The 12,809-nt window shown below is 57.3% G+C and carries 7 protein-coding genes; 3 read left to right on the plus strand and 4 right to left on the minus strand.

Annotation, left to right across the window (positions count from 1 at the left end; genetic code table 11):
• Nucleotides 1–59: 59 nt before the first annotated feature.
• Together AC6H1L_RS12815 and AC6H1L_RS12820 are read right to left on the minus strand one after the other, a co-directional pair.
• Nucleotides 60–3,506 (minus strand): beta-sandwich domain-containing protein, encoded by a 3,447-nt coding sequence (locus AC6H1L_RS12815; protein WP_497597883.1) that lies wholly within the window; start codon nt 3,504–3,506, stop codon nt 60–62.
• 231 nt (nt 3,507–3,737) lie between these two features.
• Nucleotides 3,738–5,039: an NAD(P)/FAD-dependent oxidoreductase gene (locus AC6H1L_RS12820; RefSeq protein ID WP_497597884.1), complete on the minus strand. Its 1,302-nt coding sequence runs from the start codon at nt 5,037–5,039 to the stop codon at nt 3,738–3,740.
• A gap of 558 nt (nt 5,040–5,597) precedes the next feature.
• Between AC6H1L_RS12820 and AC6H1L_RS12825 the strand changes: the two genes are divergently transcribed.
• The 3 genes from AC6H1L_RS12825 (at nt 5,598) to AC6H1L_RS12835 (ending at nt 10,617) form a co-directional block, all read left to right on the plus strand.
• Complete coding sequence (locus AC6H1L_RS12825) at nt 5,598–6,668, plus strand: phospholipase D-like domain-containing protein (RefSeq protein ID WP_497597885.1); 1,071 nt, start codon at nt 5,598–5,600, stop codon at nt 6,666–6,668.
• Nucleotides 6,669–6,888: 220 nt separating this feature from the next.
• On the plus strand, nt 6,889–7,614 hold the full coding sequence (locus AC6H1L_RS12830; protein WP_497597886.1) for a helix-turn-helix domain-containing protein: 726 nt from the start codon (nt 6,889–6,891) through the stop codon (nt 7,612–7,614).
• Nucleotides 7,615–8,334: 720 nt separating this feature from the next.
• Complete coding sequence (locus AC6H1L_RS12835; RefSeq protein WP_497597887.1) at nt 8,335–10,617, plus strand: transglycosylase domain-containing protein; 2,283 nt, start codon at nt 8,335–8,337, stop codon at nt 10,615–10,617.
• Between the two features lie 17 nt (nt 10,618–10,634).
• On the opposite strand, the gene AC6H1L_RS12840 is transcribed toward AC6H1L_RS12835, so the two are convergent.
• Together AC6H1L_RS12840 and AC6H1L_RS12845 are read right to left on the minus strand one after the other, a co-directional pair.
• Nucleotides 10,635–11,498 (minus strand): PHP domain-containing protein, encoded by an 864-nt coding sequence (locus tag AC6H1L_RS12840; RefSeq protein ID WP_497597888.1) that lies wholly within the window; start codon nt 11,496–11,498, stop codon nt 10,635–10,637.
• A 265-nt stretch (nt 11,499–11,763) separates the two neighbouring features.
• A complete protein-coding gene (locus AC6H1L_RS12845) occupies nt 11,764–12,498 on the minus strand; it encodes a response regulator (protein ID WP_497597889.1) in 735 nt (244 codons plus the stop codon).
• Nucleotides 12,499–12,809: the final 311 nt, after the last annotated feature.

Here is a 12,809-nt window from a genome sequence, read left to right on the forward strand (position 1 = left end):
CAGGGGAGCTGGCGAGACTGCAGATCCGCAGCGCAAGCCGCTCCCCTATGCTGTTCACACTATTTGAAGCCGAGGGCAAAGATATGCAGGCGGCCTCCCAAAACCGTCGTTGGTAGCGTGATACTCTTCACCGTCTTCTCAGGATCAAGCGGTAGCTCTGTATAGAAGACGTAAGCTCGTTGGAGCTGCGGACCGCTGGGGCCATTATAGTAAGCGGTCACAATGGCGATGCTGTTGCCACAGCTTGGCGCGAAGGAACCGTTCCCTAGAGTCCAGTCGCTCAGGCAGAGCGGCAGGGGCTGAAGCGAGCCATCGCTATAGCGGACCAGCACCTGACCATGAGCGCCCGAGGCATCGCTGTGATCAGCGGCACCCAGCAGAGCCAACACGGTCTTATGGGGGCCGCCACTCAAAGGAATGGTCTGCCCATTTGCCAGATAGTTATTGTTAGCCCCTGATGGGACATTGGGCCAGCTAAAGACCACTCCATTGTAGCTCAGCGATTGCCAGGGAAAGACGCCAACGGCTGCCAGAGCCTGGGCTGAGTAACTAGCCCCTGCGCCATCGAAATTAGCGGCCTGGGGATTGCTATCATCGCTCGTGCCGGCGTTATTGTAAGGTGTATCCTCTGCCGTCTTCGTCGAAAGAGCAAAGACATGCAGCAGGCCCTGATTCACCCTCGCCGGTAGAGTCACACTTTTAACCGACTTGCCGCTTTGCAGAGCCACCTCAGCGTAGAAGATATAGGTTTTCACTGGCTCCTGTCCCGTAGGCTGGTTGCGGTAAGGCAGGACGACAAAGATACCGTTGCCGAAGGACGGTCTGCTAGCTTTGCCGTCATTAAGGGTCCAGTCGCTAAAGCCGAGCGTAAACGCCTGGCGACTGCCGTCACTGTAGTTGACATAGGCTGTACCGTATGAAGGGCCGCCCGAGGCCGCGCCCAGGAAGGCCAGCAAACTGGCATTCTTCTGAGGAGCCACCGGCAGAGTCTGCCCGCATGCAATATAGTTATTGAGCTGGCCAGCGGCTGCGTTAGGCCACTGGAAGACCACACCGGATACGCCGCGGTAGAAGGCGTTATCGCCGGGATTGATGCCCGCCTGCTGTAGAGCTTGCAACGAGTAGCTATGGCCGGCATTATCGAAATTGGCATGGGCGGGCAGGTGATCATCGCTCACCCCAATGTTGTTGTAGCTCCCATAGAGGCCCTGCGTTGCCATAGCGAAGACATGCAAGCGGCTGGGGCCGGAAGGCTCTGGAGGGAGCGTCACACTCTTAACCACCCTGGTTGGATCGACCGCCACATCGGCATAGAACAGATAAACTGCGACGGGCTGCTGACCGCCAGGTCCATTGCGGTAGCTCATCGTCGCCACCAGCTTATTATTAAAAGCTGGCGTGCTAGTGGTCCAGTCAGTCAGACCGAGCGTAAACGGCTGTGTCGAGCCGTCACTATAATTAATGCGGCCAATACCACTAGTCGAACCTTGGGTAGCCGAGCCGAGGAAGGCCAGCAGGGTTATGCCTGGGCCGCTATTCAAAGGAATTGTCTGACCGTTGGCCTGGTAATTATCCTTAACGCCGGCGGGCAGGTCTGGCCAAATAAAGGCCAGGCCGTTGCACAGCACGCTCGCCCCGGGAGTAATCCCCACCTGAGCCAGAGCCGTAGCTGAGTAGCTATAGCCCAGGCCGTCATAGTTGGCCGCCTGCACGTTCTGCGTAAAATCGTCGCTGATACCCACATTGTTATAGGTCACCGGTGGAGGTGGAGCGCTCCCCTTATTAAGCAGACCGTAGATAGTCAAAGTCGTCTTAGTCGGCACGAAGACCCGGCCATCGGCAATTGTTGGCGTACTAAACTTCACATAACTATCGAGCGTATCGTAGTCTGCGTCCTGGGAGCTGCTATACAACTCATGGGACAGGTTAGTCGCATCGTAAGCGCGCAGGACGCCGCTGGGATCGATCAGCCAGAGGATACCGTTACTGGTCCCATTGCTAGAGAGCGAAGGATTGCCACCAGAGAAAAGAAAGCTGCGCTCAGGTGTCTGTGAGCTTGGTGCAGATGAGAGCAAAGCCTGCCCCTTGCTGTTATGCTGCAGGCGGTAGGCCAGAGTAGGGTGTCCGACGCTGGAAACGTAGACATACTCCGCATTAGCGCTCCGCCAATAAGCGGGGGTACCATACATACCGCCGACGGTGCTGGGTGGTGTCTCCTGGAGCACCTGATCGACATCGGTGCGACTTCGATTCGTCTCTGTGCAGGGCTGACTGATCGTCGTGAACTGGCCCAACTTATTGGTATCCAGCACATAGATGCGGCCCTCCTTGCCGCCGCCGATCAGCTCCTGGTAGGAGGGGAGCAAAAGAGGCCCGCCGGAGCCAAGATCGGCGTCGGCCTCGCCCAGGCACTCTTGATTGAAGGGGGCGAAGTAGTCCAGCAGGCGCAGATCGGGACTCAGCTTGATAAAGCTATCGCCCAGCGACGGGCGGGGAGCAGTCGGCTCAAAATCGCCGTTGCCGCTGATAAAGTAGATATTGCCCTCGCCATCGGCGGCCAGGCCGCCGCCACCGTGCCAGACTCCCGCACCGGCCCCATCGGGTGTCACGTTGAAGACATGGGTTTGATGGAAGCCGCTACCATCGTAGCTATAGCTCATAATCCAGCCGTGGTAAGGCATATTATCGCAGAACGAACCCCAGGCAATGTAGATCTGGCCATTCGCTAGCAAAAGAGCGGCACGCTGGCGTTCGTAGCGGGGGTCAAAGCTCACGGTGCCGTTCTGACTACCGGCGCCCTGACCTGGGACACTGGCCCGAACCACGACCGGGCTGCCCGGGCGCTCGCGACCCGTGCTAATATCGATGGCATGCAGCCGATCGAAGAACTGTCCACTGCTATTCTCCGAGAAGGTCACAAAGAACATTGTCCGTGTAGACAGATCGATGACCGGCGTGCCGGTAATGCCGATCTCTGGCACTGTGTCGCCGCAGGCCACGTCTTCCCAGGCCACTGTTGTCTCTCCGGGGGACAGATAATTCACATGCCAGAGTGGAGGAGGGGGGCTAGTACTGGCCTGGGCATCGGCATCGAAAGCATAGATGCTATCATGCTCAGTGGCCACAAAAACGACGTTGTGGGGCAGGCCATTTATGTTGAGGTTGGGGACATAGAGGGGCTGGGCATAGATCTGTCCATCGACTGGGTAAGCCACGCGCTTGCCGAAGCTCTGGGCGTTAACATTACTCAGGGTGAGAATCGTCTCAGTCGTATTCTGGCCGCTGCGCCAATTATCGTTTTTATAGGTCAACACAGCGGTATGACCGCTACTGCCTGGTGCCTTTCCCTGGAGGCGACTGGCTGAGCTGGCCTTCGGCATAAGGAAATGATCGGCCCGGAGCCGTGTGCCCATTAAGGGGTCAAGTAAAAGCAGTGCGGTAAGTAGCGACAGCGTGAACAGCCAAATCAGCGGGTGCTGCTGACGTGAGAAACGAGCCTGGCTCATCAACCCTCCTCCTCTTCTTCTCGCTATAGCGGGCTACTGCTGCTTCCATGCAGCGGTGAGCATACTATCTCTTGGCAGAGAATCACCTATTTAACAGCTTAGAATAGGTAAAATAGAATTGATTGCTGTCAAGTTAATAACTACTCTAATTGTAGTGTAGAGTTGTGAAAAAGGGGGGAGGGAGCTAGAGGATCAAGGCAAGAGAGGAAGGAGAAGGGGAGTTCCCTCCTCTCAGCGTCGAGAGGGGGTCGTCTTCTCCTCCGCCAGGATAAGGCGAACCAGGCGTTCGGCCAGCGCGATCGAATAATTCTGGCCGCGATCATGGGGATAGACCTGAAACATATTAGCCAGCCAGAGGCCAGGCAGGGGGGTCTTAAGGGGTGGGATATGCTCGCGGTAGTCGGGAGTAACGATCGGTTGGGCAAAAGGAGCGTGAAACATCCAGCTCTCGCGTACCCAAGAGGGATCGAAATCGGGGCGGATGCGGCGCAGGTGAGGTAAGAACTGGGCCAGGACCTCAGCTTTCTCCATGTGGAAGAGCGGATCATCCATCGGGCGATAATTGCCCAGGTAGAGCAGATGGCGACCGCCGTACTCCTCGGGGGGGCGCAGATTAGTATGTTCGACGATGCTCAGGAAAGGATAACCTGGATCGCAGATATTGAGCCAGTAGGTAGCGGTCAGACGGCGATCGAGGGCCAGGATCAGACAATGGGCGCCGTAGGCCTGGCCCCACTCGTAGCGGGAGCGGTAGTCTGCTGGCAGGGCGGGGATCAAGCGCAGCGTCAGGCGAGTAGCCAGCGTAGAGATCACGCGATCGACGGTCCAGGTGCCGCGGGTAGTACGCACCTGCCAACTGCCGTCGGCCAGGGGCTCAGCGCCCTCGATGCGGGTGCCGAGCAGGACCTTGCCCCCGAGAGAAGCGATGCGTTCCACCAGGCGGTCGTAGAGCTGTTGGAAACCGCCCTTGAGGTAGCCCAGGCTAGTGGTGCGGTCATGGAAGCGGGCCCAAAACCAGGGCAAGGCGATCTGCTCATGGAGGGCGCCGAACTTACTGACAAAAAGCGGCTCAAAGACCAGTTCATAGGGGCGTTTGCCCATCCAGCGCCGCAGCCAGGGAGCGGCGGTGCGGCCCTCCAGTGGCCAGGAGGGGGACAATTTCAAAAAAGCGGCCACGGCTCCGACGCGCAGGCGTTCATAGAAGCGCAGTGGGCGGAAGGCCAGCAATGACGTTGGCGAATCGAGGCGGTAGATCTGGCCTTCGATCAGCGATTCTGTGCGAGGGGTAGACCAGACCAATTGTGGGCCAAGCCCCAATTCTTTAATCAAGCGAATAGCGGCGCGATCGGTGCGGAAGAGGTGATGATAGAACTTCTCCAACCAGATACCAGGCTCGACCTGAAAGCCGGCGGCCAATCCGCCGGGGATTTCCTCTTGCTCAAAGACCATCACCGACTGGCCGGCCTGCGCCAGGCGGTAGGCGGCGACCAGGCCGAGCGCTCCGCCTCCGAGGATGGCGTACTGTCGCTGCATAGTGGTATAGCTCCTCTCCCTGGTGCTCGCGGGGGCCCTTCCCCTTTTTTATATGCTGGTGGCTTAAGCTTGCTCGTGGTCCCTGGCCCGGCCTGATCTTCCCGTGACCTGGACCTGGGTAAAGTGACCTGTAGCGGTGGCAGGTGCCTGAATGCCTGCCCGGCGTGCAGGTTCCGGGCCAGGAGGCCAGAAAATAGGTGCAGCCGGAGAAACGAGCCAAGCGCATCAGCCTCCTATAGTGAGAGGGCCTCGCCGGCGTCCTTGCTCTCTTGCTGATTGGCATCAATTGTACCATAGGCCTCGGTACTGTACCAGCCCCCAGCCATGCAGCCTCACCTTGTTCACTATCCGAACCTTTTCTTCTCTCTTTCATCAACAAGCCTCAAGCATACTCAAGCTTGCTCCAGGTTGTTCTTAGGCAAGACTGTTATCTCGGGATAAGCAAGCTTTCACTGTTTAACTCGGTGCGTTAGAATAAACAAGTAGCAGGCGGTATTTTATCTATCGTACTTCCCGACTCCTCCCTTTTAGGAAGCTCCATAGAGAAAGGCATAGCTCATGACCAATCTGAGTGCCAGACTGGTTAATCAACCCTTAGAGCAGCTTGTGGCAATAGCCGAGCGCTATAGCGGCATGGATTTAGAGCTAGCAGTAGCCTATATCTCTCCTAACGGCGTACGCGGTCTCAATCCACTCATCAAAGCTGCAAAACGTACGCGAATCACAGTTGGAGTCGCTCCAGTCAATCGTGTGGAGGCCTTCAGGCAGCTACAGGAGCTGGGGGCAGAGATCTACATCTACCTCACCGAGCCTGGCTACACCTTTCATCCCAAGGTCTATTACGGCAGCATGAGCAATGGACTTGCCTGGGCCATGATTGGCTCTTCGAATCTGACCAATAATGGCCTGGGCCTCAACGTCGAGCTCAATCTGCTCATTGAGGGGCGAAGATTCGGCGAGCCATTTACCAAACTAGAAGCGGTGCTGGAAGGTTACCGGAAACAGGCTCATCCCCTTACTGAGGAACTATATAGAAAACTGGAGGCTGCTGAGCAACGCTTGGGAAGCCAAGTACGCGAGAGGGACTATGCGGAGTATTTATGCAGGAAGGGTATATCTGTGGCGGCACGTCCTACGCTTAGCATTCCTGAACCATTGCAGCACCAGGCCCTGGAAGAATTAGAACGCTATATGCGAGAAACACGCATGGTCTACGCCTACCAGATGCTGCTCTGTCTCGTCATGTTAACCCGCGCTGATGAACGCGGCTTCTTTTCACAGCGTGAAACAGCGGCTTGTGTGCGGCGCTTCTATCAGCTGCGGGATCAGGAAGGATTGCCGCGTGAAAGGCGGCGTGGTGGAAGAAGAGCAGCGATTGAAGATCCAGAGCTGGACGAAGATGCTTTCATTGACATTATTCGTATTAATCCCTTCCCTCGTCTTGAGCGTCGAGGACTTCTGGAAAAGAGCACCGAAGGGGACTACTATATTGTCAGCCCGGTGCTTGTGCAGGCGCTGACCCCTGAAGTGCGTGCCCGATTGCGCGATCTGGCCATTCAACGCCTGGTACAGCATTTTAAAGAAGAACGGGCCACTATCGAAAGACTAGTCAGCAAAGCCATTGGCTAAAAAGCCTTGTGGGTCAGTTGTGGAACAGGGAGAGAGCGGCCTTGACGGGCATGCGCAATTCCCATACAATCTATTTACAGGGGAGAGATGTGCTGTCAGTCAGCTGGTGAAGCTCGGGAAACATCACGCACAGAAGATACGTCAGACCTTCATTCGCTCGTTCGATCGTTGTTCATCTGTCGGCACCACATCGGCCCTGGTTCTGGAGGGAGGTCGGGCCATGACGTCTGCTTCTACACCACGGCCAGAGGAGGAGTGGCTAAGTCTACGTGAGGCAGCAGAATTGCTGGGAATGCACCCGGCGACGGTTCGCCTGTGGGCCGACCGCAATGCCTTGCCCTCACGACGTACCAGTGGAGGCCATCGCCGCTTCCGCCGCTCCGATATCGAGGCCCACTTGCGCCAGGAAAGCGAGCGCAAACCTCACCCCGCCGCACGACTCCTCGTGCAAAGCGTGCTGGGCCGCGTGCGCGAAGCCTGGGCTGAAGGGATGCTGGATCGCTTACCCTGGCATCGCCATTTCGATGAGGCCGCACGCGAAGCCTATCGCCGCCTGGGACGCCGCTTGCTAGAGCTGCTGCTGCGCGCCCTGACCGAGGCCGGCGCCTACCCCGAGCTGCTGCATGAAGCCGCTCACCTCGGCCATGAGTATGGCTCAATTACTCGCGCTTCCCATGTGCCCGTGGCCGATGCCGTGCGCGCCTTCCTCTATTTCCGCAGCCTCGTCGACGAAACCCTCATCCAACTGGCCGAGGTCCAGGGAACACGTGATCACCAGGAAATCCCCTGGGCCGAAAGCCTTTACCAAATCCAGCGGCTGACAAATGAGATCTTACCAGCCTTGATCGAGGCCGCCCTGGGTGAGGAGCGTGGTCAGCTCCCTTCTGCAGCTGGTCCCAGCAACCCTTCTCCTGGCGAACAAACGCCTTGCCAGTCCACCTCATAAAGCCTGTGCTCCTGCCAGCGCCACTATCGACCGCCTCTCTGCCGACCCCTGCCTTGCTTTGCCTCACTTCCCCCCACGGCGCCTAACTCCTGTTCATGCATGCTTCCCCGACCGGCTGCTTACCTTTCTCTCCTACAAGATTGGCCCCCCGATACAAAACGGGAATGATCGACGTATTACCACCTGTAAGCAGCACAGGCCTGCCACTCTCCGGGGGAAGAGAAGGCGGCAGATCTCAGCAGTAATCTAGAAAGTATTGCGTAACTCCCAGTCCATAATTGAATTAATGATACATTCTGTGTTACAATATGAATATAACTCTGAAAACGGCGTGGGCGGGAGTGGCCGGTGACTGGCAGTGCCGCTCATTCGTTCGTGAATAGGGGTACGACCAGAAGCAAGCACAGCAATTGTAAAGGCATGTTCTTCTGGCGGCTCCTGCCTGAAAGGCGGAGCAGCAAAAGCGATCAAGATTCTACTTTTCCTGTGAAATCCACTCCGTTACGATAGATTGTCAGTTTCTATTACCTGCTATTCTGGATATAAGGACCCTTTGACTCTCAGATGACGCCCTGTCTCTGAGACTTACGGGTCAGTGCAATGTGCGAAGTGTGAACGCTATCTCCGCTAAGAGTCAGCAGCCGGCAGGCAGGGAAAGCCTCTGTGCAGGCCCTGTCATGCGCTCAACAAGCAAGCAGGAGAGAGAAGAAGGGATATACTATGCCTGACGAGAGACAGATAGAGATCCTGGAAGAAGAGTCAGCAGGAGAGAAAACGGAGATCCTCCATCTTCCAGCTCGTCTGCCGGCCAACAGCCGTGCCGCTGCCGCGCAGCGGCTGGAGGAGCGCCCTGAGAAACCCCCCATCGGGGTCTACTATGAGGCGCCTCATCTGATGACTCACCCGCGCGGCTGGCGCCTGCGACGCCACTATAAGCGTAAGAACCTCCACCGCAGCAATCTGCGTTACGCGCTGGCCGAGAAGATCGGGACTCAGTGGACACTGATGCCGCTGGCTGTGATCTCGCTGGCCGTGATCATCGTGCTCACCAGCGTGTTGGTCGGCGTTGCAGGCCTGGTCAGTGCCACCCAAGAGCGCTTCGGACATCAGGTTGTCACTTTGGCTGATATTCTGCCCAAAGACAACCTGAAAATGTATGATGCTAATGGAGATCTGATCTATCAGATGACGAGCGAAGGACTGCAGACGACAGTCCCGCTCTCTCAGATCTCTATCCATCTCCAGCATGCCGAGATCGCTATCGAGGATCAGAATTTCTGGAATAACCCTGGCTACGATATCACCGGTATTGTGCGCGCCGCCCTCGACGATCTCACCCACGGGCGCATTGTCTCCGGCGGTAGTACCATCACTCAGCAGCTTATCAAAAATGCAATTGTCGGCAATAAAGATACTATTATAAGAAAACTACAAGAAATCATCCTCGCTCCGCAGGTGACACGCTACTACACCAAGGAGCAGATTCTTTCCATGTACCTGAACACCGTCTACTACGGTGAGCAGGCCTATGGAGCCGAGGCAGCAGCCTTCACCTACTTTGGTCTCAAGGATACCCCGACCAAAAAGGCAGCCGCTCAGCTCGACATTGCCCAATCGGCCATGCTGGCCGGCATTCCCAGCTCACCAATTGCGCGCGATCCTTTCATCAATTGGCCGGCTGCCTTCCAGCGGGCTAAGGACGTCCTGCATCAGATGCGCATTCAGGGCTACATCACGGCCCAGCAGGAGCGGGCTGCCATCGTGGAAATGCAGCAGCCGAATTTCCTGCACCGCGGTGTGGTAAAGAATAGTCCCGATGCGCCGCATTTCATCAATTATGCGCTCAACGAGCTGGCCCAGGTGCTGCATGTCAAGGTCTCTCAGCTCGCGCGCAGCGGCCTGATTGTTCACACAACCCTCGACCTGAATCTGCAGAAGCAGGTCTTCAATATCGCCAAGCAGCAGATTCAGAAGATGGCCTCCCACCATATGAGTGATGCAGCGGTCGTGGTGATGGACCCGCATACGGGGGCCATCCGCACGCTGATTGGCAATATTCACCCGAATGACCCGAACACTGGTCAGTTCGATGTGGCGACCCAGGGCTATCGCCAGCCTGGCTCTGCCTTCAAGCCCTTCATTTATGCCACGGCCTTCGCTCAAGGGATTAGCCCGGGTATGCCGGTCTATGATGGCCCCTTGACCATTCAGATGTGCTGCGGCCTGCCCCCCTACACGCCGCAAAACTATGATCGGAGCTATCACGGCCTGATCACCTACCGTTACGCTCTGCAGAACTCCTTTAATATTCCAGCGGTCAAGCTGCTCATGCAGGTCGGAGTCGATAAGTCTCTGAAGACGGCGGAGGCGCTGGGCATCACGGGCTATGTCGGCACACCTAACTACACGATGGTGCTGGGCACGCTCGGGGTCCATCTGCTGGATATGACCGCTGCCTACGCGGTCTTCGACAACGGTGGTATCCGTGTGCCGCCTCATGCGGTCGATACGGTGACCGACTCTCAGGGCCGCCTTATCTATCGCTTTGTGCCCCAGGGCAAGCGGGTGATCAGCCGCCAGGTGGCCTTTGTGATCACTGATGTGCTCAGCGATAACAATAACCGTACCTACGAGTTCGGGAAGTGCAGCGCCCTCTACCTTTATAGCAACTCGCAGCAGCAGTGTTATGCCGGCAATCCTGGCGTGGTGCGCCCCGCGGCAGCTAAGACGGGTACGTCGGAGAACTTTATGGATAACTGGACAGTGGGCTATACACCTGATGTGGTGGTGGGGGTCTGGGTTGGTAATGACGACAACTCGCCGATGATCAATGTAATTGGTGTCGATGGAGCCGGCCCCATCTGGCATGATACCATGCTCCTGGTGGAGAAGGGCAAGCCGGTGAAGCAGTTCCCCGGTCCACCGCCTGGTGTGGTTAAAAAGACAGTCTCCTACCCAGGGTTGACCTCAACCGATTGGTATATTGTGCACAATGGCGAGTAGGATAGAGGCGACCGCCTCTATCCTACCTGCACGCCAAGGCGCTCAAGCAGACGCCGACTGATCTCGGCGCGGTACTTAATGGGCATGCGGCCAGCGTGCCCGTGGGAGTCCGAACCGGTACTGAGCAGAAGGTCGTGTTTCTCTACGTAGGCGAGATAGCTCTCGATGCTTTCAGGACTGTGGTAGGGGTGGTAGACCTCGATCCCATCTAATGGAACTTCGGCCCGGACTTCGTCCAAGAGGGCAGGGTCATAGTAGGTGAAGCCGCGTTCGCGTCGCCCTGGATGGGCTATCAAGGCTACTCCTCCGCTGCGGTGAACAGCCTCGACGGTCTCGGCCATTTCCGCGTGGATGGTCCGCTGACCAGCCTCGCGCAGAATTTCTAAGGCGCCTGGCCAGTCCCGCGCGTAGCCATGTTCGATCAGGAGGAGGGCGTTATCTCGCGGCTGTTGCGGCTCTCCTCCGCTGGCGGCAAGCACTTCTGCGGCTCGCGGAAAGGCGTAGCCGCGCTTCTTGAGGGTGTCATAGACCTGGCGTGTCTGTTCCTGCTGTCGACGCTTAACGTCCGCGATAACATGGCGCAGGGGCGTGGTTTCAGGATCGAAGCCGTAGCAGAGAATGTGCGCCGCATGGTTGCGCCAGGTGGTGCTCATTTCAACCCCCACCAGCACAGGCAGCCCTTTAGCTGCGGCCTGCTGGCGTACGGTGTTGATGGTGTCAACACGGTCATGATCCGTAACGGCTACCAGCGCAAAGCCTTCTTGAACCAGATAGTCGATCAGCTGATCGGCTGTCCAGCGCCCATCACTATAGGTGGTGTGCATGTGCAAGTCGATGGGCGCTTCTGGAGAAAGCTTGAGCGGTGCGGTGAATATGTCCAACAGTGAACTCCTTCTGGCGAATTTTTTCGCTTGGTTATTGTTGAATTAGCGCTTTCAGCCAGTTCTAGGGTGGAAAAACAGCGCCCTGGCTAACGCCCCGGATCGGGTTGGGACGCTCTGCTCAGCTCTGTCCTGCTTACTTAGCAGGCTCCAGAGCTGGCGGCGGCGCAAAGCGGTGATGAGCCTGAGCGCTCGCTTGATCGATGCCCGGCTCGCCGTCGGCTGAGCGCCGACCTCTTCTCTTTCCCGCCCTCTCCCCCTATTCCTAGCGGCGGAAGCAGTAGCCGACACCGCGTACTGTCTGGATCAGCTTGGGATTGGCTGGATCTTCTTCGATCTTCTCGCGTAGCCAGCGCACGTGGACATCGACAGTGCGTGTGTCACCGACGTAGTCGTATCCCCAGACGTTATGAAGGAGTTGGTCACGCGTGAGGACCGTGCCACGGTTGCGCACCATGTAGACGAGGAGATCAAACTGCTTGGGCTGCAGCTCGATCTCTTGGTCGCGGCAGAAGATGCGTCGGCCATCGAGATCGATGCGCAGGGGTCCAGCCACTAGCTCGCGCCTGGGCCGCACTGGGGCCTCATTGCTGGCTCGCAGGCTCTCTTCGTCAAAGGCGCTGCCGTATTCGACGCGGCGCAGCAAGGCGCGAATGCGCGCCAGTAGCTCCCGTCGCCCGAAGGGCTTGGTGACATAGTCGTCTGCCCCCACTTCGAGGCCGACAACTTTGTCGATCTCGTCTCCTTTGGCGGTAAGCATGATGATGGGGATAGTGGCGGTTTCTGGCTCGCGCCGTAGCTGTCGGCAGACTTCCAGCCCGTCGAGGCCAGGTAGCATGATGTCAAGCAGGATGACATCGGGATGCTCGCTACGGGCCGCTTCCAGGGCGCTGTAACCATCTGCCGCTGTGATTACCTGGTAGCCGGCCTGCTCCAGGTTGTAGGCGATGGTTTCGACTAGCACTTCCTCATCGTCTACGACGAGAATCTTGCGCGCCACGGTTCTTCTCCATCCTCGTCTCTCTCTGGCTGGCTGAGCTTGGAGGGCATTACTCTGAATCACTTCATTTCATTATACTATATTTCTCATTCCTGGCGGCCAGTACCTGGCCCGGACCCCGTGTTGTGTTGTCCGCGGCTCCCTTGCATGGTAGCATGAGATGAGAGATGAACAGAGCAGGATCGGCTGCGGTAGGCCGGTCGCTCTCAACAGCCTGGCCCGGCTGAGCGGCCCGCTGCAGGCTGTTGTTTGTCCTTCGCTGTCTTGCCAAGTGAAAAATGCATGTATAAACAAGCAAAGCAAGGAGACGC

The sequence above is a fragment of the Thermogemmatispora argillosa genome (genome assembly GCF_059696725.1).

What these genes read in the sequence shown, in the direction of transcription:
- AC6H1L_RS12815 (WP_497597883.1), bottom strand. Translation starts at nt 3,506, where the DNA reads ATGAGCCAGGCTCGTTTCTCACGTCAGCAGCACCCGCTGATTTGGCTG.
- AC6H1L_RS12820 (WP_497597884.1), bottom strand. Translation starts at nt 5,039, where the DNA reads ATGCAGCGACAGTACGCCATCCTCGGAGGCGGAGCGCTCGGCCTGGTC.
- AC6H1L_RS12825 (WP_497597885.1), top strand. Translation starts at nt 5,598, where the DNA reads ATGACCAATCTGAGTGCCAGACTGGTTAATCAACCCTTAGAGCAGCTT.
- AC6H1L_RS12835 (WP_497597887.1), top strand. Translation starts at nt 8,335, where the DNA reads ATGCCTGACGAGAGACAGATAGAGATCCTGGAAGAAGAGTCAGCAGGA.
- AC6H1L_RS12830 (WP_497597886.1), top strand. Translation starts at nt 6,889, where the DNA reads ATGACGTCTGCTTCTACACCACGGCCAGAGGAGGAGTGGCTAAGTCTA.